We start from the raw sequence: 23050 nt of genomic DNA on the forward strand, positions 1-23050 counted from the left end.
CCAACTCCCGAATCTTCTGGCGGGGTCTCCGGCCTCCGGCCCCCTGCGGGTCCCCCCGGCCCCTCCGGGTCTCTCTCTCCCCCCCGGCCCCTGCGGGTCCCCCCCCCGGGCCCCGTCCCCCGGTGACGCGGGCCCTGTGGGCGGATGACGCTCAGGCGGTGAGGCGTGCGGCGAGGGCCTTGCCCTTGGCGGCGGCGTCCGCGTCGGCCTGGGCGCGGGAGGCGTCGGCCTTGTCGATCAGACCGGCCATGGCGGGTACGGCCCGGGCGAGCGTCAGCTCCGGAACGATGAAGTCGACCTCCATGCCGAGTCCGGCGCCCAGGACCTTCTCCAGGTACGTGGTCACGAATTCGAAGTCCTCGCGCGGGGTGCCGGGCGCGTAGGAACCGCCGCGGCTGGCGACGACGGTGACCGGGGTGCCGGCGTTGGGGAGGTTCTCGACGCCCATCGTGCGGCCCGTGATGAGCACGTGGTCCAGCCACGCCTTGAGCGTGGACGGGATCGTGAAGTTGTACATCGGCGCGCCGATCAGCACCGCGTCCGCGCGCTCCAGCTCGTCGGCCAGCGCGTGCCGGCGGGCGGAACCGGCCCGCTGCTCCTCGGTGCGGTCGGCGGGGTCGGTGAACTCGGCGGTGATCGCCGCGGCGTCCAGGTGCGGCAGCGGGTCGGCGGCCAGGTCGCGGTGGACGACCGTGCCGTCGGGGTGCTGCTCCTCCCACGCCTTGCGGAAGGCGGCGGTGACCTCGCGGGAGGCCGAGCCCTGGGGGAGCGCGGAGGAGTCGAGGTGCAGCAGCGTGGCCATGGGGATCTCCAAAGGACGGGCGGGGCGCCTGACGGGCGTGGAGCACCGGGACGGGCGGAGCGCCGTGGTTACCTGACATACGGAGCTGAAATTCCGTATGGAGCTATTAATAGCACAGCAGCTTACTTTTTCGCAGTACCTAAGGGTGGCGCAGTACCCTGGGCGCATGGCGGACCACGGTGAGCAGGCGTGCAAGAGTGTCGACGTAGGCATGACGCGTGTCTTCGAGCTGTTCGGCAAGCGCTGGACGGGGCTGATCGTGGCCACGCTGATGCCTGGCCGGGTGCACTTCGCCGACCTGCGGCGGGCCATCCCGGGGATCAGTGAGCGCATGCTGTCGGACCGGCTCACGGAGCTGGCCGCGGCCGGTCTGGTCGTACGCGAGGTGTGCGCCGGTCCGCCGCTGCGGGTGGCGTACCGGCTGACGGAGGCGGGGCAGGCGATGGAGCCCGCGCTCAAGGAGCTGGGCGCGTGGGCCGCGAAGTACCTCCAGCGCGACCCCTACTGTCCCGGCGACCTCAGCTGAGTCGTTCCGCCGCCGCGTTGTAGCGCAGCAGATAGGCGGCGAACCGGCTGAGGTCGGCCTCGTCCCAGCCGGTCAGGCGCTCCTCGAAGGCCGATCGGCGGGTGGCGGCGACCTGGGCGAGGGTCGCGACGCCGTGTGCCGTGAGGTGCAGCACCTGGACGCGGTGGTCGTCGGGGTCGACCCGGCGCTCGACCAGGTCCAGCCGCTCCAGGGCGGCGACCTGCCGGCTGACCGTGGACTTGTCGAGCAGGTAGTGCGCGGCGAGGTCGGTGGCCCGGCAGCCCTGGCGGTCCTCCAGGTGGGACAGCAGGGTGAAGGAGACCAGCGAGAGCTCGGGGTGCGTCCGGGCGGCGGACGCCCGCGCGCGGCGCGCGAAGGCTGTCATCTCGCGCTGGATGGTCTCGACGGACTCGTCTCGATGCGGCACGGAGGGCTCCCTTTCCGAATGTAGTTGTACAGTACAACTTAGAGCAAGAGTTGTATAAGCCAACTATCTGTTCCGAGGAGCCGGGGAGACCGGCCGGGGTGCCGGCCCCAAGCGCCGGTCCGAGGAACCGAGGAGACCGTCCATGAGTTCCGCTTCCGCGCACGGGTCCCACGGGGCCCATGCGGCCCGTACAGCGCACGCGGCCGCCCACACACCCGGGCTGCGCCATGTCCTGATCCACCTGCTCACCCCGCTGCTGATGTGCGTCGGAATGGGCCTCGCCTATCTGGGGGCGTTCGCGACCCCGTCCCCGCACGAGATGCCGGTCGCGGTCGTCGGCAGCGGCGCCGCCCCCCAGGCGCTCGCGCACAGCCTTGAGGAGAAGGCGGACGGCGCCCTGGAGGTCCGTACCGTGACCGGCCGGGACGAGGCGGTGCGGCAGCTGCGGAGCCAGGACGTCTTCGGCGCGTACGTGCCCGGCGACCGGGGGCGGACGGCGGAGCTCCTGGTGGCCACGGCCGGCTCCGACACCACCGCGACGGCCGTGGAGAAGGTCTTCAGCCGGGTCGCGGTGGCACAGGGCGCCCCGCTGAAGGTGACCGACGTGGTGCCGGCCTCGAAGGACGACCCGACCGGGCAGGGCATCTTCTTCCTGCTGGTCGCACTGAGCATCGGCTCGTACGCCTCGGTCGCCGTGCTCGGCGGCGCGGGGGCGGCGCTGCCGATGCGGCTGCGCGCGCTGCTGGCGGCCGGGACGTCACTGGTGGTCAGCCTGATCGGGGTGGCCTTCGCCGGGCCCGTCTTCCACCTGGTCGACCATGGTCTGGCGGGCCTGTGGGGGATGGCCTGGATCTACTCGGCGGGCATCCTCTTCGTCGGCGTCGGGCTGCACACCTTCCTCAAGCGGTGGACGACGCTGGGCGTGATGGTCCTGTTCGTGATGCTCAACTTCACCAGCTCCGGCGGCGTCTTCCGTCCCGAACTCCAGAACGGGTTCTTCGCCGGGCTGCACGGCTTCTGGAACGGCGCCGGCTTCGTCGAGGGCACCCGCAGCCTCGTCTACTTCGGCAGCGAGGGACTGGGCGGGCACGTGACGACGCTGGTGCTGTGGCTGGTGGCCGGAGCGGTGGTCGTGGGCGTGGCGTGGGCCGTCGAGGCCGCGCGGGCGCGGCGCGCTTCCGGTTCTGCCGAAGTCGGCCGGGGCGGAGGGGACATGGAGGAGGAGATGGAGGAAGCGGTCGGGGTCTGACCGCTGTCAGTGGCGGGCTGTAGCTTCGGAGGAGTCCGCGTGGAGGTGGAGGGGGAGGGGGCGCGCCATGTCGCGACTGCCGTACGTACCGGGGTTCGCGGGGGCGGTGCTCTCCGGGGTGCCGGGGATACCAGGGACACCGGGGACACCGGGGAGGGTGGCGGCTTCGGACGGGGGGTCCGGGCTTTCGGCCGACGCCGGGGGTGAGGGGACGTCCGGGGGCTTCGGGGGCTTCGGGGGTTTCGGGGGCTTCGGCGGTGAGGGGACGTCCGGGGGCTCGGAGGGCTCCGGGGCGGCTTTGTCGGCCAAGGGGGCGGGCAAGGCCCTGCGGGCCCGGGTGCCGCGCGCCGAACACGCCGAGTGGGAGGCGGACGCGGGCCGGCCCGGGGCGGTCGCCATGGTCGAGGCGTCGAACGCGGGCCGGCTGCCGCGGCTGACGCCGATACGGGTGGGGCGGATGGCCGCGTCGCCCTTCGCGTTCCTGCGCGGCTCGGCCGGGCTGATGGGGTACGACCTGGTGCGTACGGCAGTGACGGGCATCGGCGCCCAGATATGCGGCGACGCCCACGCCGCGAACTTCGGGCTCTACGGCGACGCCCGCGGCGGGATGGTCGTCGACCTCAACGACTTCGACGAGACGCTGCACGGCCCCTGGGAGTGGGATCTGAAGCGTCTCGCGACCTCGCTGGTGCTGGCGGGGCGCGAGGCGGGCGCGGGCGAGGACACCTGCCGGGCGGCCGCCCGGGACGCCGTGGGCTCGTACCGGCGCACGATGCGGCTGCTGGCCCGGATGCCGGTGGCCGACGCGTGGAACGCCATCGCCGACGAACGGCTCGTCACGCACGCGGACGCCCGGGAGCTGGTGGGCACGCTGGAGCGGGTCGAGGAGAAGGCCCGCCGGAACACCAGCGCCCGCTTCGCCGCGAAGGCGACGGAGAAGGTGGAGGGCGGGCGGCGGTTCCTGGACGCGCCGCCGGTGCTCAGCCGGGTGCCGGACGAGGAGGCGACGGCCGTCGCCATGGCCCTCCCCGGCTATCTGCGCACCCTGCCGGAGGAACTGCTGCCGCTCCTCGGGCGCTACGAGGTGCAGGACGTGGCGTTCCGGGTGGTGGGCACGGGGAGCGTGGGCCTGCGCTCGTACGTGGTGCTGCTCCTCGACCACCGTGGCGAGCCGCTGGTCCTCCAGGTGAAGGAGGCCCGGCCGTCGGTCCTGCTGCCGTACGCGGAGAAGGCCGGCTTCGCCCCGCCCGCGGTGGGGCACGAGGGGCGGCGTGTGGTGCTCGGGCAGAAGCGGATGCAGGTGGTCAGCGATGTGCTGCTCGGCTGGGCGACGGTCGAGGACCGGCCGTGCCAGGTGCGGCAGTTCCGCAACCGCAAGGGCAGCGTCGACCCGGCGGCCCTGGCCCCCGACGAGCTCGACGACTACGGGCGGATGACGGGCGCGCTGCTCGCCCGCGCGCACGCGCACAGCGCGGACCCGCGGGTGATAGCGGGGTACTGCGGGAAGTCCGCGGAGCTGGACGAGGCGGTCGCGAGGTTCGCCGGGGCCTACGCGGACCGGACGGAGGAGGACCACGGGGAGCTGGTGGCGGCGGTCCGCGGCGGGCGCCTGGCGGCGGAGCCGGGGGTTTAGCCGGGGGCCGGGGGCCGGGGCGGCGTTCCGGCCCTTCCGGCGATCGAGGACATGAGGGAAGGGGTGGGTGACGGGAGGAGCCGCGTGGTCCCGCGTGGGCGCGCCGCACGGCACCCGGGGGCGGCCGGAACGGGTGGGTCGGCGGTGCGGGTGGGAGCGGGCGTGCCCGTGGGGCGTCCGGGAGCTCGTACGCTGGGCGGGTGATGACACCCGAAGCCGAGCAGAGCCCGCACGCGCGCGAACCGGGTACCGAGCGCCTGGAACAGGCGGTGCGGACGGCCGAGCAGGCGCTGATCGAGTTCGAGATCGCCGTGGAGACCTTCCGGGTGGAGGTGGAGAACTTCTCCCGCCTCCACCACCAGCGCCTCGGCCCGATGTACGCGCACCTGGACGAGCTGGAGGCCCGGATCGCGGAGGCCGTGGCCGCCCGTACGCAGGACCCGGAGGACCTCAGGAAGGCGCGGGAGGCGCGCGCCATGGCGCAGCCGCTGCCCGGCGTGGAGGAGCTGTTCGGCGGCTGGATGGACTCGGACGGGCTGTCGCCCGAGGCCCAGGCGATGCTCACGGAGCAGCCGGTGCGGCCGCCGGAGCGGGTGCGGCCGAGCGACGAGGCCCGCCGGGTCTTCCGCGAGCTGGTCCGCAAGGCCCATCCGGACCTGGCGCGGGACGAGGCGGAGCGGGTGCGCCGCGACGAGTTCATCGTGCGGGTCAACGCCGCGTACGCGGCCGGGAACGAGACACTGCTTCTGGAGCTGGCGGAAGAGTGGGCGGCGGGTCCGGTGCCCGAGGAGCTCCGCCCGAGCCGTGCCGAGGAGCTGTACGCCCGGCTGGAGTGGCTGGCCCGGCGCAAGGAGATGCTGTCGGCGCTGGCCGCGGAGCTGGAGGGCTCGGCGATCGGCTCGATGATCAAGATGGCGCCGGACGACCCGGACGGCCTGCTGGCGGAGATCGCCGACGGTCTGCGCGCACAGGTAGCCGAAAGGGAGGCCCGTCTGGCCTCGCTGGTCGGGTAGCGTCGGGGTCATGCATTTCGGTTCTGGGGTTCCCACGGTCAACGTCGACGCGCTCTCCTCCGACGACTTTCTGCTGGACGTCCGCGAGCAGGACGAGTGGACGGCGGGGCACGCGGAGGGTGCGCTCCACATCCCGATGAGCGACTTCGTCGCCCGCTACGGCGCCCTGACGGAGCAGGCCCCCGACGGCGGCCGGATCAACGTGATCTGCCGCTCGGGCGGCCGCTCCGCGCAGGTGACGGCCTACCTCGTCCAGCAGGGTCTGGACGCCGCGAACGTCGACGGCGGCATGCAGGCGTGGGAGGCCCTGGGCCGCCCGGTCGTGGACGCCGAGGGCGCGCCCGGCACGGTGATCTAGCGGGGATCCGGCCGGGCTTCCTGCCGGGAGACCGGGGTTCCTGGCGGGAGACCGGGCTTCTTGCCGAGAGGTCGCGGTCTCCTGCCGGCAGACCGGGGTTCCTGTCGAGAGGTCGCGGTCTCCTGCCGGCAGACCGGGGTTCCTGTCGAGAGGTCGCGGTTTCCGGCCGAGAGACCGGGGGTTCCGGCCGACGGGCCGGGTCCACAGGCCGAAAGTCCGGGTCTACGGGACGGAGGTCCGGGTCTACGGTCGGAGGGGCAGGGCTTCCTGTCGTCACCGGATTCCTAGCCGAGGGGGTGGGCGGCCAGCAGGTCGCCCAGGGCTTCCTCGTGTGCCGCCGCGGGGCCGAGCGAGAGTTCCAGCTGCTTGGCCCAGGCGTGGTACCGGTGCAGGACGTAGGTGGTGTCCGCGCCGAAGCCGCCGTGCAGGTGCTGGGCGGTCTGGACGACGCGGCGGACCCCTTCCGAGGCCCAGATCTTGGCGACAGCCAGGTCGGCGGCGACCGGGAGCGCGCCGTCGGCCCCGGACTCCAGCCGCCACGCGGCCTGCCAGAGCGTGGCCTCCATCGCCCGCAGGTCGATGTAACGGTCGGCGGCCTGGACGGCCACGGCCTGGAACGTGGCGATCGGGAAGCCGAACTGCTCCCGCTCGGCGGTGTACGCGCCCGTCATCCGCGAGACCGCCGTACCGACGCCGAGGGCCATGGCGCAGGTGCCCACGGTGAGCAGGCCGCGCAGCCGCTCCCATGCCCCCGCGGTGGTGATCACCTCTTCGGGAGTCAGGTGTACGGAGTCCAGGTGGAGCTCGCCGTAGCGCTCGCCGTTGGTGGAGACCTGGTCGGCGAGGGTGACTCCGGGGCGGTCGCGGGAAACGAACGCCAGGAGGGGGCCCTCCCCCCCTCCCCCACCCCTCCCCGCCCCACTTGCCTCGATCGTTTCCTCGCCGGCCGGGTCGGCGGTCCGCTCGGCTCGGCGCGCGGGCAGCAGCACCAGGTCGGCGTCGGCCGCCCACGGGACGGCGGTCTGTACCCCGTCCAGGAGCCAGCCGCCGGGCTCGCCGGGCGCCGGGCGGGCCGTGACGGCCAGTTCGGCCGGGTCGTGACCGGTACGGCCGCTGGAGGCGGCGGTGACGGTCAGCTCGCCACGGCCGATCAGCGGCAGCAGCCGGGCGGCCACCGGCCCGCCCACGGCGGCCAGCGTGAGGGCGGCGGCGCCGGTCTCCAGCAACGGCACCCGGGCGAGGACCTGCCCGGCCTCGCGCAGCACCAGGCACAGAGTGAGCGGGCCGAGACCCGCGCCTCCCTGCTCGGCCGGACCGTAGAGGCTCAGCAGGTCGGCTTCCGCGAGCCGGTCCCACAGGGTCCGGTCGAAGTCCTCGGCGACCGCGCCCCGGGTGAGCGCCGGGCTGGGGACGCCGTCGGGGGAGACCCCGGCGAAGACCGCCCCGGCCGCCTCCTCGGCGGCCCGCTGCTCCTCGGTGAAGGTGAAGTCCACTGCCGTCCTCCTGCGAGCCGCCGCCGACGCCTGAACTGACGGAGCGTCAACTTAGAACAGGTTGCAGGAATTGGGAACAGTCGGCGGCAGGGGAACGGGAGGCGGTCCGTGCGCGGCGGGTGTCTGACCGGGGTACGGGCGGCCCGCGGTCGGTGCCCGTCCTCGCTCAGCGGTCGAAGTCCAGCTCCACCTCTTCCGTCGTCGGGTGCGACTGGCAGGCCAGCACATATCCGGCCGCCAATTCCTCGGGTTCCAGGGCGAAATTCCGCTCCATTCGCACCTCACCCGTGACCAGATAGGCCCGGCAGGTGCCGCAGACGCCGCCCTTGCAGGCGTACGGGGCGTCGGCGCGGTTGCGCAGGACCGCCTCCAGTAGCGACTCCCCCTCCCGGACGGGCCAGCTGCCGCTGCGCCCGTCCAGCTGTGCGGTCACCGTGCTGTGGGCGGGGGCGGGCACCTCCGCCGGTGCCGCGGTCGTGGGCGCCGTGGACTCGACGTGGAAGATCTCCTGGTGCACGCGCTCCCGGGGGACGCCCAGACCGCTCAGCGCCTGCTCGGCCCCCCGCACCAACCCGTGCGGGCCGCACAGATACCAGCCGTCGACGGCCTCCACGGGCAGCAGCGCGGGCAGCAGCCGTATGAGCCGCTCCTCGTCCAGTCGGCCGGACGGCAGGCCCGCCTGCTGCTCCTCCCGGGAGAGGGTGTGGACCAGCTGGAAGCGGTCGGGATAGCGGTCCTTGAGGTCGGCGACCTCCTCCAGGAACATCGCCGAGGCCGTGGTGCGGTCGCCGCGGATCAAGCAGAACCGGGCATCCGGTATCCGCGCGAGCAGGGTCGAGGCGATGGACAGGACGGGGGTGATCCCGCTGCCGCCGACGATCGCCGCGAAGTGCCCGGCACGGGGCTCCAGCACGAACCGGCCGACCGGCGTCATCACCTCCACGGTGTCTCCGGCGGTCAGCTCCTTCAGGGCGTACGTGGAGAACACCCCGCCGTCGACCAGCCGCACCCCCACCCGCAGCTCCGCCGCGCCGGTGTCCTCCGGAGCCGGCGCGGTGCCGCAGAGGGAGTAGGTGCGCCGGATCTCGCCGTCCTCGGTGCGGCGGCGGACAGTGATGTGCTGGCCCGGGGTGTAGCGGTACGCCTCGCGGAGCTCCGGGGGCACGGCGAGGGTCAGGGCGACGGAGTCGTCGGTGAGGGTGTCGACGGCGGTCACCCGCAGGGGGTGGAAGGCGCCATGGCGGGCCGCTGCCATCTACAACTCCTTGAAGTGGTCGAACGGTTCGCGGCATGCCTCGCAGCGGCGCAGGGCCTTGCAGGCGGTGGAGGAGAAACGGCTGAGGAGGGTGGTGTCGGTGGATCCGCAGTGCGGACAGCGGATGCCGAGGGACACCGGCACGGGGCCGCTCCGGTCGCCCCCGCCGCTGACGCGCGGCGGTGCCACCCCGAACTCGGCCAGCTTGCGCCGGCCTTCGGCCGTGATGTCGTCCGTGGACCAGGCCGGGGTGAGGACGGTGCGGACCTCGACCTCGGGGATGCCCTCCTCGTGCAGCACCCGCTCGATGTCCGCCGCCATCGCCTCGACGGCCGGGCAGCCGGTGTAGGTGGGGGTGAGCTCCACCTCGACCCGCCCGGGACCGGACATCTGGAGACCGCGCAGGACGCCCAGCTCCGCGAGGGTCACCACCGGGAGCTCCGGGTCGGGCACGGCACCGGCCAGCTCCCGGAGCCGCTCCTCCAGCGGTGTGGGCGGCGGCGCGGACAGCGGGGCGCGGGTCGTCACCATGACGCCCCCGGGTGGCTGCGGTGCAGGTGCTGCATCTCGGCGAGCATCCGTCCGAACGGCTCGGTGTGCAGCCCCTGGCGCCCCGCCCCGGCCGTCCACGCGCCCGCCTGGGGGCCCGTGGGGAGCTCCAGGGTGGCCTGCCGCACCGTCTTGGTGATCAAGGTCAGCCAGCCGTCGCGCAGGGCCGTGACATCCACCTCCAGGCCCTCGACCGGCTCGAAGAGCTCGCCCGTATAGCGCCACAGGGCGTCGAGCGCGGTCTGTGTCCGGCGGTGGCTCTCCTCGGTGCCGTCACCGAGCCGGAGCGTCCAGTGCTCGGCGTGGTCGCGGTGGTAGGCGACCTCCTTGACGGCCTTGCCGGCCAGCGGCGCGAACGGGCCGTCCCCGGCGGCCAGCTGACCGAAGAGCAGCTCCTGGTAGGTCGAGAAGAAGAGCTGGCGGGCGATGGTGTGGGCGAAGTCGCCGTTGGGCTGCTCGACCAGCTGGACGTTGCGGAAGGCGCGCTCCTCCCGGAGATACGCCAGCTCGTCCTCGTCACCGGCGAGGGAGAGGAGGAAGCGGGCCTGGCCGAGGAGGTCCAGCGCGATATTGGTGAGCGCGACCTCCTCCTCCAGGACGGGGGCGTTCCCGGCCCACTCGGCCAGGCGGTGGGAGAGCACCAGGGCGTCGTCGCCGAGGGCCAGCGCCGCGGCCGTGGGCACCGCGCCGGCGGCGGGCGGGACGGGCGTGGGGGCCTGCTTCACAGGTGCCGCACCCCCTCCGGGATGTCGTAGAAGGTGGGGTGGCGGTAGGGCTTGTCGGCGGCCGGCTCGAAGAAGGGGTCCTTCTCGTCCGGCGACGAGGCGGTGATCGAGGCGGAGGGCACCACCCAGATCGAGACGCCCTCGGAGCGCCGGGTGTAGAGGTCCCGGGCGTTCCGCAGGGCCATCTCGGCGTCCGGTGCGTGCAGGCTTCCCGCGTGGGTGTGCGACAGACCTCGCCTGCTGCGCACGAACACCTCCCACAGCGGCCAATCGGTGCTGGTCATGCCCCTGCCTCCCCCTGGGTGTCGCGGTGCTTCCCGGCATACGCGGCGGCGGCCTCGCGCACCCACGCGCCGTCTTCGTGGGCCTGCCGCCGGCGGGTGATCCGCTGGTCGTTGCACGGGCCGTTGCCGCGCAGGACTTCATGGAACTCGGCCCAGTCGATGGGGCCGAAGTCGTGGTGGCCGCGCTCCTCGTTCCACCGGAGGTCGGGGTCGGGGAGCGTGAGGCCGAGGGACTCCGCCTGCGGTACGCAGATGTCCACGAACCGCTGGCGCAGCTCGTCGTTGGAGTGGCGCTTGATCTTCCAGGCCATGGACTGCGCGGAGTGCGCCGATTCGCCGTCGGGCGGGCCGAACATCATCAGGGACGGCCACCACCAGCGGTCCACGGCGTCCTGTGCCATGGCGTGCTGGGCCTCGGTGCCGCGGCTCAGGGTGAGCAGCAGCTCATAGCCCTGGCGCTGGTGGAAGGACTCCTCCTTGCAGACCCGGACCATCGCACGGGCGTAGGGGCCGTAGGAGCAGCGGCACAGCGGGACCTGGTTGGTGATGGCCGCGCCGTCCACGAGCCAGCCGATGGCGCCGACGTCGGCCCAGGTCAGCGTCGGGTAGTTGAAGATCGAGGAGTATTTCTGGCGGCCCGAGTGGAGCTTGTCGAGGAGCTCGTCGCGGCTGGTGCCCAGGGTCTCGGCGGCGCTGTAGAGGTAGAGGCCGTGGCCCGCCTCGTCCTGCACCTTGGCCATCAGGATGGCCTTGCGCCGCAGCGAGGGGGCCCGGGTGATCCAGTTGGCCTCGGGCTGCATGCCGATGATCTCGCTGTGGGCGTGCTGCGCTATCTGCCGGACGAGTGAGGCGCGGTAGGCGTCGGGCATCCAGTCGCGTGGCTCGATGCGCTCGTCGGCGGCCACGGCGGCGTCGAACACCGCTTCGTACGACCCCGTGTCCGGCGCCATCGTCGTCATGGCATGCCCCCTGCCTCTCGATTGACTCCCGACCGACCGATCGTTCGGTTCAATGGTGGGCCGCGGCCTCCGGGGGTGTCAAGCCTGTGGATAACCCCGGTGCGCTGTGCCGGGCCCGAAGCCATCGGTACGGTTCGGGGTGCACGACGACAGGTGGGACGACAGGTGACACGCAGGAACGGGGCGGGGCATGGGGCCGGATGACGAGCGCGACGAGCCCGGCGGCGGCGCCGGGCTGACCCGACTGTCGCTTCCCGCGCGCGTCGCCGTCGCCGCCGGTGCCGCGGTGGTGACGGTCGCGGCGGCCGTGCACATGGGGATGGTGTTCCTGCATGTGGCGCCGTCGAACACGGTCAGTAAGCAGCACGCCCAGGCCATTGGCGACTACATCTACCCCGAGTTCGAACAGAACTGGAAGTTCTTCGCCCCCAACCCCCTCCAGCAGAACGTCGCCGTCCAGGCGCGTGCCGAGCTGAAGGGCCCGGACGGCCGCACCACCCTCACCCGCTGGACCGATCTCTCCGCGCAGGACGGTGCCGCCATCCACCACAACCTCCTCCCCAGCCACACCCAGCAGAACCAGCTGCGGCGCGCCTGGGACTTCTACGCGGGCACGCACGATGCGCGGGAGCGCCCCAACGGGCTCCGGGGCAGCCTGTCCGAGGAGTACATACGCCGGATCGCCGTGGCCCGGCTGAGCGGCCAGGAGGGCCGCCCGGTCCAGCGCGTCCAGGTGCGGGCCGTGACGACGGTCGTCGCGCCACCGCCCTGGAGCGACGAGAAGGGCGGCGGTGACCCGTCCTACCGGACCCTGGCCTGGTGGCCGGTCGCGACCGCCGACCTCCCGGAGGCGAACCGGTGAGCTTCTCCAAGGCAGCACCCCTCGCCGCGCTCACCCGCGGCGTCGACCGCGTCACCGGCTCCTCCCTCGGCCGCTACCAGACGGCCGTCATCCGGATCGGGCTCTCCTTCACCTGGCTCTGCTTCCTGCTCCGCGAGTGGCCCAACCGCCATGAGCTCTACGGGCCCGACGGGCCCTGGAGCTGGGAGATGGCCCGCAGGCTGATCGCCGACAACCACGCCTTCACCGTCCTGATGTGGTCCGACAGCGCGTTCTGGTTCGAGTGCGTCTACGCCGGGGCCGTGGTCTCCAGCGCGCTGCTGATGCTCGGCTGGCGGACCCGGACCATGTCGGTGCTCTCCATGATCGGAGTGCTGTCCCTCCAGAACCGCAGCGTCTTCCTCGGGGACGGCGGCGACAACGTCATCCACCTGATGGCCCTGTACACCGTCCTCACCCGCTGCGGCCTGGTGTGGTCCCTCGACGCCCGCCGCGCCCGGCGGCGCGGCCAGGACCCGGCCGCGGGCCCGGACCTCACCGGCATCGTGCTGTGGGCGCTCTGCGGACTCGCCCTGATCGCCGCGCAGATCTTCGGCGGCACGGGGCTGTCCTGGACCACCGACGGCCCGCTCCCCGGCCTCGGCTGGGCGACCGCCCTGTGGGGCCTGTGGCTCGCCCACGGCGTCTGGTGGGCCGTGTGCCGCTACGCACCCGGCGAGCCCCGCACCGTCCTCGACGCCTTCGCCCACCTGGCGCACAACGCCGCCCTGCTGGTGATCATGGTGGAGGTCTGCCTGATCTACGCCACCGCCGGCTGGTACAAGATCCAGGGCTCGCGCTGGCAGGACGGCACCGCGCTCTACTACCCGCTGCACCTCGACTACTTCTCACCCTGGCCCGAGCTCTCGCACGCCCTCGCCGGCAACGGCCTCCTGGTGCTGCTGCTCAGCTACGGCACGGTCGCCGTGCAGGTCGCCTTCCCCTTCACCCTGCTCAACCGGCGGGTCAAGAACGTGCTGCTCGCGCTGATGATGGCCGAGCACATGGGCATCGCCGTCACCCTGGGCCTGCCCTTCTTCTCGCTCGCGATGATCGTGGCCGACGCGGTCTTCCTGCCCACCGGCTTCCTGCGCCGCCTGGGCGCCCTCACCGGGCGGGCCCGGGACAGGCTGCTCCCCGCCCGGCGGAAGGCGCTGCCACCGCAGCGGGAGGGCGAGACCGCCTCGCGCACTCTCGTAGGCTGAGGGCATGACCGAGGACGAAGCCGTGGCCGCCGTGCGGCAGTGGGGCGAGGCCGCCCCCGACGCCGTACTGCTCGACGGCTTCCACGCCCTGAAGCACGCCCTGCGCTTCGGCGCGGACGTGCGCCTGGCGGTGGCCGCCGACAAGAAGGCGGTGCTGACCCTCGCCGGACAGCTCGCCGACGACCTCACCGGGACGCTCGACGAGCGGCTGGTCGAGATCCCGGCACGGGCCCTGAAGGAGCTGCTGCCCCGGGTCCACCCCACCGGGGTGGCCGCGCTGGCGGCCAGACCCGCCCGCCGGGCCAACCTCGACACCCTCTCGCGGGCACCCCGGCGCGCCCCGGTCGTCGTCCTGGACAACCCCCGCAACCTCGGCAACGTCGGCGCCGTGATCCGGCTGGCCGCGGGCTTCGGCGCCACGGGCGTGGTCACCACCGGCGACCTCGACCCCTGGCACCCGAACGCCGTACGGGCGGGCGCCGGCCTGCACTACGCCACGGCCGTCGAGCGGCTGCCGCTGCCCGAACTGCCGCCCGGCCCGCTGTACGTGCTCGACCCGGAGGGCGACGACATCCGGTCCGTCACCCTCCCCGACGACGCGCTGATCGCCTTCGGCTCCGAGCGGCACGGGATCTCGCCCGAGCTGCGGGAGAGGGCGACCCGGCTGGTCGCCCTTCCCATGCGGCCCCAGGTGTCGAGCTACAACCTCGCCACGAGCGTCGCCATGGCGCTCTTCCACTGGGGCGGACCGGCCCCGGTCTGACCCCGGTCCGGCCTACGCCTGGCGGCGCACCTCGACCGTGCGGAAGCGGGTGGCGACGAACGCGCCGTCGCACAGCGCGGCGTTGGCCGAGGGGTTGCCGCCCGAGCCGTGGAAGTCCGAGAAGGCGGCCGTCTGGTTGACGTACACCCCGCCGGTGAGGTTCAGGGAGAGCTGGGCGCACTCCTCCAGGCACGCCTCCTCGATCAGCCGCTCGACCTCCGGCGACGTGGTGTACGCGCCGACGGTCATGGCGCCCTGCTCCCGCACCGTGCGGCGCAGCAGCTCCACGGCGTCCGCCGCCGAGTCGACGGCGACGGCGAAGGACACCGGCCCGAAGCACTCGGAGAGATAGGCCGCCTCGGCGTCGGGCTTGGCGCCGTCCAGCTTCACGATCACCGGCGTACGGACCGTGGCACCGGGGAAGTCGGGGTTGGCGACCGCCCGGGAGGCCAGGGCGACCTCGCCGAGCTGGGCCGCGGCGTCGATCCGCTCCTTGACCCGGGGGTTGACGATGGCGCCCAGCAGGGCGTTGGCCCGGGCGTCGTCGCCCAGCAGACCCTCGACCGCGGCCGCCAGATCGGCCACCACCTCGTCGAAGGACTTGGGGCCGGCGTCGGTGGCGATGCCCCCGCGCGGGACGAGGAAGTTCTGCGGGGTGGTGCACATCTGGCCGCTGTAGAGGGACAGCGAGAAGGCGAGGTTGCCCAGCATGCCCTTGTAGTCGTCGGTGGAGTCGATGACGACCGTGTTGACGCCGGCCTTCTCGGTGAAGACCTGCGCCTGACGGGCGTTGGCCTCCAGCCAGTCGCCGAAGGCGGTGGAACCGGTGTAGTCGACGATGCGGATCTCCGGGCGCACGGCCAGCGACTTGGCGATGCCCTCGCCGTCCCGCTCGGCGGCCAGTGCCACCAGGTCGGGGGAGAAGCCCGCCTCGCCGAGCACCTCGCGGGCGATCCGGACCGTGAGCGCGAGCGGCAGCACGGCGCGCGGGTGCGGCTTGACCAGCACGGCGTTTCCGGTGGCGAGGGAGGCGAAAAGGCCGGGGTAGCCGTTCCACGTGGGGAAGGTGTTGCAGCCGATGAGGAGCGAGACGCCGCGCGGCACGGCCGTGAACTCCTTGCGCAGCTCCAGGGGATCGCGCTTGCCCTGCGGCTTGGACCACTCCGCCGCGGCAGGGGTGCGCACCTGCTCGGCGTAGGCGTAGGTGACGGCCTCCAGGCCGCGGTCCTGGGCGTGCGGGCCGCCGGCCTGGAAGGCCATCATGAACGCCTGGCCGCTGGTGTGCATGACGGCGTGGGCGAATTCGTGCGTGCGGGCGTTGATCCTGGTCAGGATCTCCAGACAGACCGCGGCCCGTGCCTCCGGGCCCGCCTCGCGCCACCGCGGCATAGCCGCGCGCAGGGCCGGCAGCAGGGCCTCGGGGTCGGCGTGCGGATACTCGATGCCCAGCTCCGGCCCGTAGGGCGAGACTTCGGAGCCCGCCCAGCCGTCCGCGCCGGGCTGGTCCAGCTCGAAGCGGTGACCGCGCAGCGCCTCGAAGGCGGCCTGTCCCTCGGCCGCGCTCAGGCTGCCGGGCACGGCGCCCTCCGCCCCATAGGCCTTCGGGTGCTCGGGGAAGGGGGACCAGTAGGCGCGCGAACGGATCGCTTCCAGTGCCTGGTCGAGGGTGGGGCGGTGCTTCTCGATCAACTGGGCGGTGGTGAGTCCGGCGGTCACGGCTGACCAACTCCTTGTCGAGCTGGGCTCGGATGAGGCGACAGTCTTCGGGAACAGGGATCGGGCGACACTGCGGGGGCCCACGAGCACCCCCCGGTAGATACAGTAACCGAACGATCGGTCGGGACAAGGGGGCCCGGCGAACCTGTGGACAACTCATCGGGGAGGATCACCGGCATGACCGCTATCGAGCTGGGACGCACCGTCGCCGTCGTCGGAACCGGCACCATGGGCCAGGGAATCGCCCAGGTCGCCCTCGTGGCCGGACACCCCGTACGCCTGTACGACGCCGCGGAGGGCCGCGCCGCCGAGGCCGCCCGGGCCATCGGCGCGCGCCTCGACCGCCTCGTGGAGAAGGGCAGGCTCGACGCCGCCGGCCGCGACGCGGCCCGCGCGCGCCTGCACCCGGCCACCAGTACGGCCGAACTCGCCGACTCCGCACTCGTCATCGAGGCGATTCTGGAGCAACTCGACGCCAAGCAGAAGCTGTTCGTGGAGCTGGAATCGGTCGTCCCGGACGACTGTCTGCTCGCCACCAACACGTCCTCCCTGTCGGTCACCGCCGTCGCGGGAGCCCTGCGCCTGCCCGGCCGCTTCGTCGGCCTGCACTTCTTCAACCCCGCGCCGCTGCTGCCGCTCGTGGAGGTCGTCCAGGGCCACGCGACCGACCCGGCGGCCGCCGACCGCGCCCAGGCCACCGTGGCCGCCTGGGGCAAGACACCGGTGCGCTCGGCGGACACCCCCGGCTTCATCGTCAACCGCGTCGCCCGCCCCTTCTACGCCGAGGCATTCCGCCTCCTGGAGGAGCGCGTCGCCGACCCCGCCACCCTCGACGCCGTACTGCGCGAGAGCGGCGGTTTCGCCATGGGCCCGTTCGAACTGACCGACCTCATCGGCCAGGACGTGAACGAAGCCGTCACCCGTTCGGTCTACGACTCCTTCTTCCAGGACCCGAAGTTCAGGCCCTCGCTCGCCCAGCGGCGCCTGGTGGAGGCGGGGCTGCTCGGCCGCAAGTCGGGCCGCGGCTGGTACGACTACGCGGACGGCGCGGAGCGGCCCGTCCCGCGCACCGAGGAGCCCGCGCCCCCGCCCGGGGAGGTGGCCGTCCACGCGAAGCCGGCGGGTCCGGCCGCCGTCCTCCGCGAGATGATCGAGGAAGCGGGCATCAAGGTCACCCGCGACCGCACCCCGGGCATGTCCGAGGGCTTCATCCGGCTGCCCGGCGGCGCCTGCCTGGCACTGACCGACGGATACCCCGCCACGACCTACCCGGACGAACCGTTCATCCGCTTCGACCTCGCGCTCGACTACCGGGCCGCGACCCGGATCGCCCTCGCGCCCTCGCACCGCATCACCCCCGAGCAGACGCGGGAGGCGGTCGGCCTGTTCCAGGCGCTCGGCAAGCGGGTCAGCGTCGTCGCCGACGTCCCCGGCATGATCGTCGCCCGCACCGTCGCCATGATCGTCGACTTCGCCGTCGACGCCGCCGCCCGCGGGGTCGCGAGCCCCGAGGACATCGACACCGCCATGCGGCTGGGAGTGAACTACCCGGGCGGCCCGTTCGAGTGGACCGAGCGGCTCGGCGCACACTGGCTGTGGGACCTTCTGGACACCATGCACCACCAGAGCCCTGGTGGCCGCTACGCGCCGTCCTGGGCGCTCAGGCGCCGTGCGGACATCGAACGGCAGGTGCTGTAATCATGACCATGGCCAAGCGCGACACCTACACGCCCGAATCGCTGCTCGCGGTCGCCGTCCAGGTGTTCAACGAGCGGGGCTATGACGGCACGTCCATGGAGCACCTCTCCCGGGCGGCCGGAATCTCCAAGTCCTCCATCTATCACCATGTGAAGGGCAAGGAGGAGCTGCTGCGGCTCGCGATAAGCCGCGCGCTGGACGAGCTCTTCGCCGTCCTGGACGAGCCCCGGGCCGTCGAGGGCCGGTCCGTCGACCGCCTGGAGCACGTCACCCGGCGCACCGTGGAGGTGCTGATGGCCGAGCTGCCCTATGTGACGCTGCTGCTGCGCGTCCGGGGCAACACGGACACCGAGCGCTGGGCCATGGAACGCCGCCGCGAGTTCGACCACCGGGTCGCCGAGCTGCTCAAGCAGGCGGCGGCCGACGGCGACCTCCGGGAGGACGTGGACGTCCGGCTGGCCACCCGGCTCCTCTTCGGCATGATCAATTCCGTGGTCGAGTGGTACCGGCCGGGCCGCGGCGGCTCGACGAGCGACGAGGTGGCCGACGCGGTGGTCCGCACGGCCTTCGCGGGGCTGCGTACGTACCACTAGCCGGCGGTCGTCACCTGACGTACTGCCTTGAGGCCCCCGGGACGCCCGTCCCGGGGGCCTCAGCGGTCCCCGGGCGCGACCTGCGGCCCCGCGGAACCGCCCGCCCCACCCTCCTGGAGGTCCGTCTCCTCGAAGACCAGCAGCGTGCGGGTGCTGAGCACCTCCTCCATGGCCTGGATCCGGGTCAGCACCAGCTCGCGCAGGGCGCGGTTGTCCTTGGCGTGCACCAGCAGCAGCACGTCGAAGTCCCCGCTCACCAGGGCGATGTGCGCGGCGCCGGGCAGCGCCCGGAGCTTCTCGCGGACCGACCGCCAGGAGTTCTGCACGATCTTCAAGGTGATGTACGCCGAAGCCGTCTGGCCCGCCCGCTCCTGGTCGATGCGGGTACTGAACCCCCGGATCACCCCGTCGTCGATCAGGCGGTTGATCCGCGCGTAGGCGTTGGCGCGCGAGACGTGCACCCGCTCGGCCACGGACCGTATCGACGCACGGCCGTCGGACCGGAGCATGCGCAGGATCGCGCGGTCGATCTCGTCCAGCGGCCGCGCGGGCGGCCTGTCGCCCGCGAAGGCCATCTGTTCGTCCGGCATGCCGCCCCGCCTCCCCCTCATGGACGCCCTGTCCATATCTCAGGCTGTGGAGAACCGTTTGTCCACAGGCTCGGGCCGCCTGTAGCCAAAAAGTGCCGACGACCGAACAATCGGTAGGGAGGGAGCGCGGCCGCCATGTGCCTCGTGCCCGGTCAAGCCCGTCCCAAAAGGAGGTGCTCGTCATGACGGTTCTGGAGCAGCCCGGCTCGTACCGGCCCACCCCGCCCCCTGCCTGGCGGCCCCGCACGGACCCCGCGCCGCTGCTGCCCGACGCGGAGCCGTACCGCCTGCTGGGCACCGACGCGGCCGCCGGGCTCGACACCGGGCTCCTGAGGCGGATGTACGGGCAGCTCGTCCGCGGGCGCCGGTACAACACCCAGGCCACGGCACTCACCCGGCAGGGCCGCCTCGCCGTCTACCCCTCCTCCACCGGCCAGGAGGCGTGCGAGGTCGCCGCCGCCCTCGCGCTGGAGGACCGCGACTGGCTCTTCCCCAGCTACCGCGACACCCTCGCGGCCGTCGCCCGCGGCCTGGACCCCGTACAGGCCCTGACCCTGCTGCGCGGCGACTGGCACACCGGATACGACCCCCACGAGCACCGCGTCGCACCCCTCTGCACCCCTCTCGCCACCCAACTCCCGCACGCCGTGGGCCTCGCGCACGCCGCACGGCTCAAGGGTGACGATGTGGTGGCGCTCGCCATGGTCGGCGACGGCGGCACCAGTGAGGGCGACTTCCACGAGGCCCTCAACTTCGCCGCGGTCTGGCAGGCCCCGGTCGTCTTCCTCGTGCAGAACAACGGCTTCGCCATCTCCGTACCGCTCGCCAAACAGACCGCCGCCCCTTCCCTCGCCCACAAGGCCGTCGGCTACGGCATGCCGGGCCGGCTGGTCGACGGCAATGACGTGGCCGCCGTCCACCAGGTGCTCACCGAGGCCGTGCGGCGGGCCCGCGCCGGCGCCGGCCCCACCCTCGTCGAGGCCGTCACCTACCGCATCGACGCGCATACGAACGCCGACGACGCCACCCGCTACCGCACCGACGCCGAGGTCGAGACGTGGCGCGCGCACGACCCGGTCGACCTCCTGGAGCGGGAGCTGACCGGGCGGAAGCTGCTGGACGAGGACGGCGTACAGCGGGAGCGGGACGCCGCCGAGGCGATGGCCGCAGACCTCCGCGAGCGGATGAACCAGGACCCCGCGCTCGACCCCATGGACCTCTTCACCCATGTCTACGCCGAGCGGACCGACCAACTGCGCGAGCAGGCCGCCATGTTGCGCGCCGAGCTCGACGCCGCCGGGGACACCACCCCGGGCCCTCAGGAAGGGGCGCAGCGATGACCACCGCGGCTGTCACCACCGGCCGGAAGCCCGCCACGATGGCCCAGGCCCTGGGCCGGGCGCTGCGCGACGCCATGGCGGACGATCCGTCCGTCCACGTCCTCGGTGAGGACGTCGGCGCCCTGGGCGGCGTCTTCCGCGTCACGGACGGTCTGGCCAAGGAGTTCGGCGAGGACCGCTGCACGGACACACCGCTGGCCGAGGCGGGCATCCTCGGCGCGGCCGTCGGCATGGCCATGTACGGGCTGCGGCCCGTGGTCGAGATGCAGTTCGACGCCTTCGCCTACCCCGCTTTCGAGCAGCTCGTCAGCCATGTCGCCCGGATGCGGAACCGCACGCGGGGCGCGATGCCCATGCCGATCACCGTGCGGGTGCCCTACGGCGGTGGCATCGGCGGCGTCGAGCACCACAGCGACTCCTCCGAGATCTACTACATGGCCACCCCCGGCCTCCATGTGGTGGCCCCCGCGACCGTCGCGGACGCCTACGGGCTGCTGCGGGCCGCGATCGCCTCCGACGACCCCGTGGTCTTCCTGGAGCCCAAGCGGCTCTACTGGTCCAAGGCCGACTGGGACCCGGCCCGGCCCGAGGAGGTGCCGGGCATCGGCCGGGCGGCCGTCCGCCGCCGGGGCACGTCCGCCACGCTGATCACCTACGGTCCGTCCGTGCCCGTCTGCATGGAGGCCGCGGAGGCCGCCCGGTCCGAGGGCTGGGATCTGGAAGTGATCGACCTGCGCTCGCTGGTGCCCTTTGACGAGGAGACGGTCTGCGCGTCCGTAAGACGGACCGGCCGGGCCGTCGTCGTCCATGAGGCCACCGGGTTCGGCGGTCCGGGCGGGGAGATAGCGGCCCGGGTCACGGAGCGCTGCTTCCACCACCTGGAGGCCCCGGTGCTGCGCGTCACCGGTTTCGACATCCCCTACCCGCCGCCGATGCTGGAGCAGCACCACCTGCCCGGTGTCGACCGGGTGCTGGACGCCGTCGCCCGCTTGCAGTGGGAATCGGAGTGGACGGCCCCGTCGGGCGGCTCCGGCGGTCCGGCGGGCGTGAATGACGTCAAGGACGTCAAGGACGCCGTCAAGGGCTTCGACGAATTCGAGGGTGGGGTGCGCTGATGGCGGTGGTGCGGGAATTCACGCTGCCGGACCTCGGCGAAGGGCTCACCGAGGCGGAGATCGTCCGCTGGCTCGTGCAGGTCGGTGACGTCGTCGCCGTCGACCAGCCGGTGGTCGAGGTCGAGACGGCCAAGGCCATGGTCGAGGTCCCCTGCCCCTACGGGGGCGTGGTGACGGCCCGCTTCGGCGAGGAGGGCACGGAGCTGCCGGTGGGCGCGCCGCTGCTGACGGTGGCGGTCGGCGAACCGGCCGCCGGGTCCGGCCCGGTAGGTGCCGGTGAAGACTCCGGGGCCCCCGCTTCCCCCGAGGGCGAGGGTTCCGGGAACGTCCTGGTCGGTTACGGCACACAGCCCCCGGCCGCGCGGCGCCGACGGGTCCGGGCGGTGCCCGGGGGGAATGCCCGGCGGGGTGGGGCGGACGCGTCCGGCCAGGGTGAGGTGCGTGGGGTTGCGGGTGCTGGTGACACTGCTCGCGCCGGCGACTCCGGTTCCAGCGGTTCCAGCGGTTCCGTAGGGCCTGTCAGGTCTGTTGGAACTGTCGAGCCTGTCGGGTCCGTCAGGGCCGGGGCGGCCGTCGGGTCCCCCGAGGCAGCCGGTACGGGTACCCGGGCGGTGATATCGCCTCTCGTCCGGCGGCTCGCCAGGGAGCGTGGGCTCGACCTCACGCAGGTGCGCGGCAGCGGACCGGACGGCCTGATCACCCGGGCGGACGTCGAGCGCGCCACGGCCTTGCCTCTCCCGCTCCCCGGGCGGGCGGCGGCCACCGCCGAGGTGGCGGCTCGGCCGGCCTCCGCGCCGCCGGAGAGCGGCGCCCAGCGGGTTCCCCTGCGCGGGGTGCGCGGCGCCGTCGCCGAGAAGCTCAGCAGGAGCCGCCGGGAGATCCCGGACGCGACCTGCTGGGTGGACGCGGACGCCACGGAGCTGCTGGCCGCCCGCCGGGCGATGAACGCCGCCGGAGGGCCCAAGGTCTCGCTGCTCGCCGTGCTGGCCCGGATCACCACGGCGGCACTCGCCCGCCACCCGGAGCTCAACGCCACGGTGGACATGGAGGCCCGGGAGATCGTGCGACTGCCCGAGGTGCACCTCGGGTTCGCCGCGCAGACCGACCGGGGCCTGGTCGTCCCCGTCGTCCGGGACGCCCACACGCTCAACGCCGTCCAGCTCTCCGAGGAGATCGCCCGCCTTACCGAGGCCGCGCGGACGGGGAGCCTCAGCCCGGGCGAGCTGACCGGCGGCACGTTCACCCTGAACAACTACGGGGTGTTCGGCGTCGACGGCTCCACGCCGATCATCAACCACCCCGAGGCGGCGATGCTCGGGGTCGGGCGGATAGCCCCGAAGCCGTGGGTTTGGGAAGGGGAGTTGGCGGTACGGCAGGTCGTGCAGCTGTCCTTCACCTTCGACCACCGCGTCTGCGACGGCGGTACGGCGGGAGGCTTCCTGCGGTACGTGGCCGATTGCGTCGAGCGGCCCGCGGTGCTGCTGCGGTCCATGTGACGGTGACGGTGGCGGTGACGGTGGCGGTGGCGGGGGCGTAGGCGGGGACGCGGGCGGGGAGGTTCCCCTGCTCGCCGCCCCCTCCCGGGTGCAGGCGAGCGCCGTACGGGCGGGGGAGCCGTTCCGCCCGGGCAGGGGCCTGCCGGCCTCCGGGGTTATCCGGGGGCGACGAGTGGGTGTGGCCCGGGGTGGGGCCCTTCGCGCTGCGGGGCGCGTTGCGGTGCGGTGGTCCGCGCTCGGGCGCGCGGGCGGACGGGAAGAGCCCGGCAGGAGAGGTCCTTCGAGACGCTCCTGGTGGGCGTGGTGTCCGCGGCCGGCGCGGCAGCGGACCGAGTCTTCCCGGCGGCCGGTGCGCGGCACAGGGGCGCGGCCATACTCGTC

General features: G+C 73.2%; 23 protein-coding genes. 13 read left to right on the forward strand and 10 right to left on the reverse strand.

What is annotated here, in order from left to right:
• Positions 1-151: 151 nt before the first annotated feature.
• The gene (locus tag LUZ64_RS11930; RefSeq protein WP_095579184.1) at positions 152-802 is read right to left on the reverse strand and encodes an FMN-dependent NADH-azoreductase; all 651 of its coding nucleotides are present in this window, start codon (positions 800-802) and stop codon (positions 152-154) included.
• A 166-nt stretch (positions 803-968) separates the two neighbouring features.
• Here LUZ64_RS11930 and LUZ64_RS11935 point away from each other — a divergent pair, with 166 nt between their 5' ends.
• Positions 969-1328: a winged helix-turn-helix transcriptional regulator gene (locus LUZ64_RS11935; RefSeq protein ID WP_095579185.1), complete on the forward strand. Its 360-nt coding sequence runs from the start codon at positions 969-971 to the stop codon at positions 1326-1328.
• On the opposite strand, the gene LUZ64_RS11940 is transcribed toward LUZ64_RS11935, so the two are convergent.
• Complete coding sequence (locus LUZ64_RS11940) at positions 1321-1713, reverse strand: MarR family winged helix-turn-helix transcriptional regulator (RefSeq protein WP_095579186.1); 393 nt, start codon at positions 1711-1713, stop codon at positions 1321-1323. The two genes, LUZ64_RS11935 and LUZ64_RS11940, sit on opposite strands and share 8 nt — an antisense overlap.
• 184 nt (positions 1714-1897) lie before the next feature.
• Here LUZ64_RS11940 and LUZ64_RS11945 point away from each other — a divergent pair, with 184 nt between their 5' ends.
• The 4 genes from LUZ64_RS11945 to LUZ64_RS11960 all read left to right on the forward strand — a co-directional run bounded on the left by LUZ64_RS11945 (position 1898) and on the right by LUZ64_RS11960 (position 6008).
• Positions 1898-3004 (forward strand): hypothetical protein, encoded by a 1107-nt coding sequence (locus LUZ64_RS11945; protein WP_232389899.1) that lies wholly within the window; start codon positions 1898-1900, stop codon positions 3002-3004.
• A 67-nt stretch (positions 3005-3071) separates the two neighbouring features.
• Positions 3072-4637, forward strand: coding sequence for a DUF2252 domain-containing protein (locus tag LUZ64_RS11950; RefSeq protein WP_372471958.1), 1566 nt, complete (start codon positions 3072-3074; stop codon positions 4635-4637).
• Positions 4638-4840: 203 nt separating this feature from the next.
• A complete protein-coding gene (locus LUZ64_RS11955) occupies positions 4841-5650 on the forward strand; it encodes a hypothetical protein (RefSeq protein WP_095583089.1) in 810 nt (269 codons plus the stop codon).
• Between the two features lie 10 nt (positions 5651-5660).
• Positions 5661-6008 (forward strand): rhodanese-like domain-containing protein, encoded by a 348-nt coding sequence (locus LUZ64_RS11960; RefSeq protein WP_095583090.1) that lies wholly within the window; start codon positions 5661-5663, stop codon positions 6006-6008.
• A 284-nt stretch (positions 6009-6292) separates the two neighbouring features.
• Here LUZ64_RS11960 and LUZ64_RS11965 read toward each other — a convergent pair whose 3' ends face one another.
• From LUZ64_RS11965 to paaA, 6 genes are all read right to left on the reverse strand, one after another.
• A complete protein-coding gene (locus tag LUZ64_RS11965; protein WP_232389898.1) occupies positions 6293-7501 on the reverse strand; it encodes an acyl-CoA dehydrogenase family protein in 1209 nt (402 codons plus the stop codon).
• Between the two features lie 166 nt (positions 7502-7667).
• On the reverse strand, positions 7668-8756 hold the full coding sequence (locus tag LUZ64_RS11970; RefSeq protein WP_095584690.1) for a 2Fe-2S iron-sulfur cluster-binding protein: 1089 nt from the start codon (positions 8754-8756) through the stop codon (positions 7668-7670).
• Positions 8757-9287, reverse strand: a complete 531-nt coding sequence (paaD, locus tag LUZ64_RS11975; protein WP_095584689.1) for a 1,2-phenylacetyl-CoA epoxidase subunit PaaD — start codon at positions 9285-9287, stop codon at positions 8757-8759. It abuts the gene before it with no gap.
• Positions 9281-10030, reverse strand: coding sequence for a 1,2-phenylacetyl-CoA epoxidase subunit PaaC (paaC, locus tag LUZ64_RS11980; protein WP_095584688.1), 750 nt, complete (start codon positions 10028-10030; stop codon positions 9281-9283). The genes paaD and paaC overlap by 7 nt, the downstream gene beginning before the upstream one ends.
• Positions 10027-10314, reverse strand: coding sequence for a 1,2-phenylacetyl-CoA epoxidase subunit PaaB (paaB, locus tag LUZ64_RS11985; protein WP_095584687.1), 288 nt, complete (start codon positions 10312-10314; stop codon positions 10027-10029). The genes paaC and paaB overlap by 4 nt, the downstream gene beginning before the upstream one ends.
• Complete coding sequence (gene paaA / locus LUZ64_RS11990) at positions 10311-11273, reverse strand: 1,2-phenylacetyl-CoA epoxidase subunit PaaA (protein ID WP_095584686.1); 963 nt, start codon at positions 11271-11273, stop codon at positions 10311-10313. Before paaA ends, paaB begins: the two co-directional genes overlap by 4 nt.
• A 190-nt stretch (positions 11274-11463) precedes the next feature.
• On the opposite strand from paaA, the gene LUZ64_RS11995 reads away from it, so the two are divergent.
• Genes LUZ64_RS11995 through LUZ64_RS12005 form a run of 3 tightly spaced genes read left to right on the forward strand, consistent with a single transcriptional unit; the run spans position 11464 to position 14121 of the window.
• On the forward strand, positions 11464-12135 hold the full coding sequence (locus LUZ64_RS11995) for a DUF5819 family protein (RefSeq protein ID WP_095584685.1): 672 nt from the start codon (positions 11464-11466) through the stop codon (positions 12133-12135).
• Positions 12132-13358: an HTTM domain-containing protein gene (locus tag LUZ64_RS12000; protein WP_095584684.1), complete on the forward strand. Its 1227-nt coding sequence runs from the start codon at positions 12132-12134 to the stop codon at positions 13356-13358. Before LUZ64_RS11995 ends, LUZ64_RS12000 begins: the two co-directional genes overlap by 4 nt.
• A gap of 4 nt (positions 13359-13362) precedes the next feature.
• A complete protein-coding gene (locus LUZ64_RS12005; RefSeq protein ID WP_095584683.1) occupies positions 13363-14121 on the forward strand; it encodes a TrmH family RNA methyltransferase in 759 nt (252 codons plus the stop codon).
• A gap of 12 nt (positions 14122-14133) precedes the next feature.
• On the opposite strand, the gene paaN is transcribed toward LUZ64_RS12005, so the two are convergent.
• Complete coding sequence (paaN, locus tag LUZ64_RS12010) at positions 14134-15837, reverse strand: phenylacetic acid degradation protein PaaN (protein WP_095584682.1); 1704 nt, start codon at positions 15835-15837, stop codon at positions 14134-14136.
• Between the two features lie 177 nt (positions 15838-16014).
• Between paaN and LUZ64_RS12015 the strand changes: the two genes are divergently transcribed.
• On the forward strand, positions 16015-17535 hold the full coding sequence (locus tag LUZ64_RS12015; RefSeq protein WP_095584681.1) for a 3-hydroxyacyl-CoA dehydrogenase: 1521 nt from the start codon (positions 16015-16017) through the stop codon (positions 17533-17535).
• Positions 17536-17537: 2 nt separating this feature from the next.
• Positions 17538-18128, forward strand: coding sequence for a TetR/AcrR family transcriptional regulator (locus LUZ64_RS12020; protein ID WP_095584680.1), 591 nt, complete (start codon positions 17538-17540; stop codon positions 18126-18128).
• 59 nt (positions 18129-18187) lie between these two features.
• Here LUZ64_RS12020 and LUZ64_RS12025 read toward each other — a convergent pair whose 3' ends face one another.
• A complete protein-coding gene (locus LUZ64_RS12025; protein WP_095584679.1) occupies positions 18188-18718 on the reverse strand; it encodes an Lrp/AsnC family transcriptional regulator in 531 nt (176 codons plus the stop codon).
• 182 nt (positions 18719-18900) lie between these two features.
• Between LUZ64_RS12025 and pdhA the strand changes: the two genes are divergently transcribed.
• The 3 genes from pdhA to LUZ64_RS12040 are packed head-to-tail and all read left to right on the forward strand — an operon-like array spanning position 18901 to position 22669.
• Positions 18901-20058, forward strand: a complete 1158-nt coding sequence (gene pdhA, locus LUZ64_RS12030; protein ID WP_095584678.1) for a pyruvate dehydrogenase (acetyl-transferring) E1 component subunit alpha — start codon at positions 18901-18903, stop codon at positions 20056-20058.
• Positions 20055-21173, forward strand: a complete 1119-nt coding sequence (locus LUZ64_RS12035) for an alpha-ketoacid dehydrogenase subunit beta (protein ID WP_232389897.1) — start codon at positions 20055-20057, stop codon at positions 21171-21173. The genes pdhA and LUZ64_RS12035 overlap by 4 nt, the downstream gene beginning before the upstream one ends.
• Positions 21173-22669: a dihydrolipoamide acetyltransferase family protein gene (locus tag LUZ64_RS12040; RefSeq protein WP_095584677.1), complete on the forward strand. Its 1497-nt coding sequence runs from the start codon at positions 21173-21175 to the stop codon at positions 22667-22669. The genes LUZ64_RS12035 and LUZ64_RS12040 overlap by 1 nt, the downstream gene beginning before the upstream one ends.
• The last annotated feature ends 381 nt before the right edge of the window (positions 22670-23050 follow it).

This window comes from Streptomyces albireticuli (assembly GCF_021228125.1).
GTDB lineage: Bacteria > Actinomycetota > Actinomycetes > Streptomycetales > Streptomycetaceae > Streptomyces > Streptomyces albireticuli.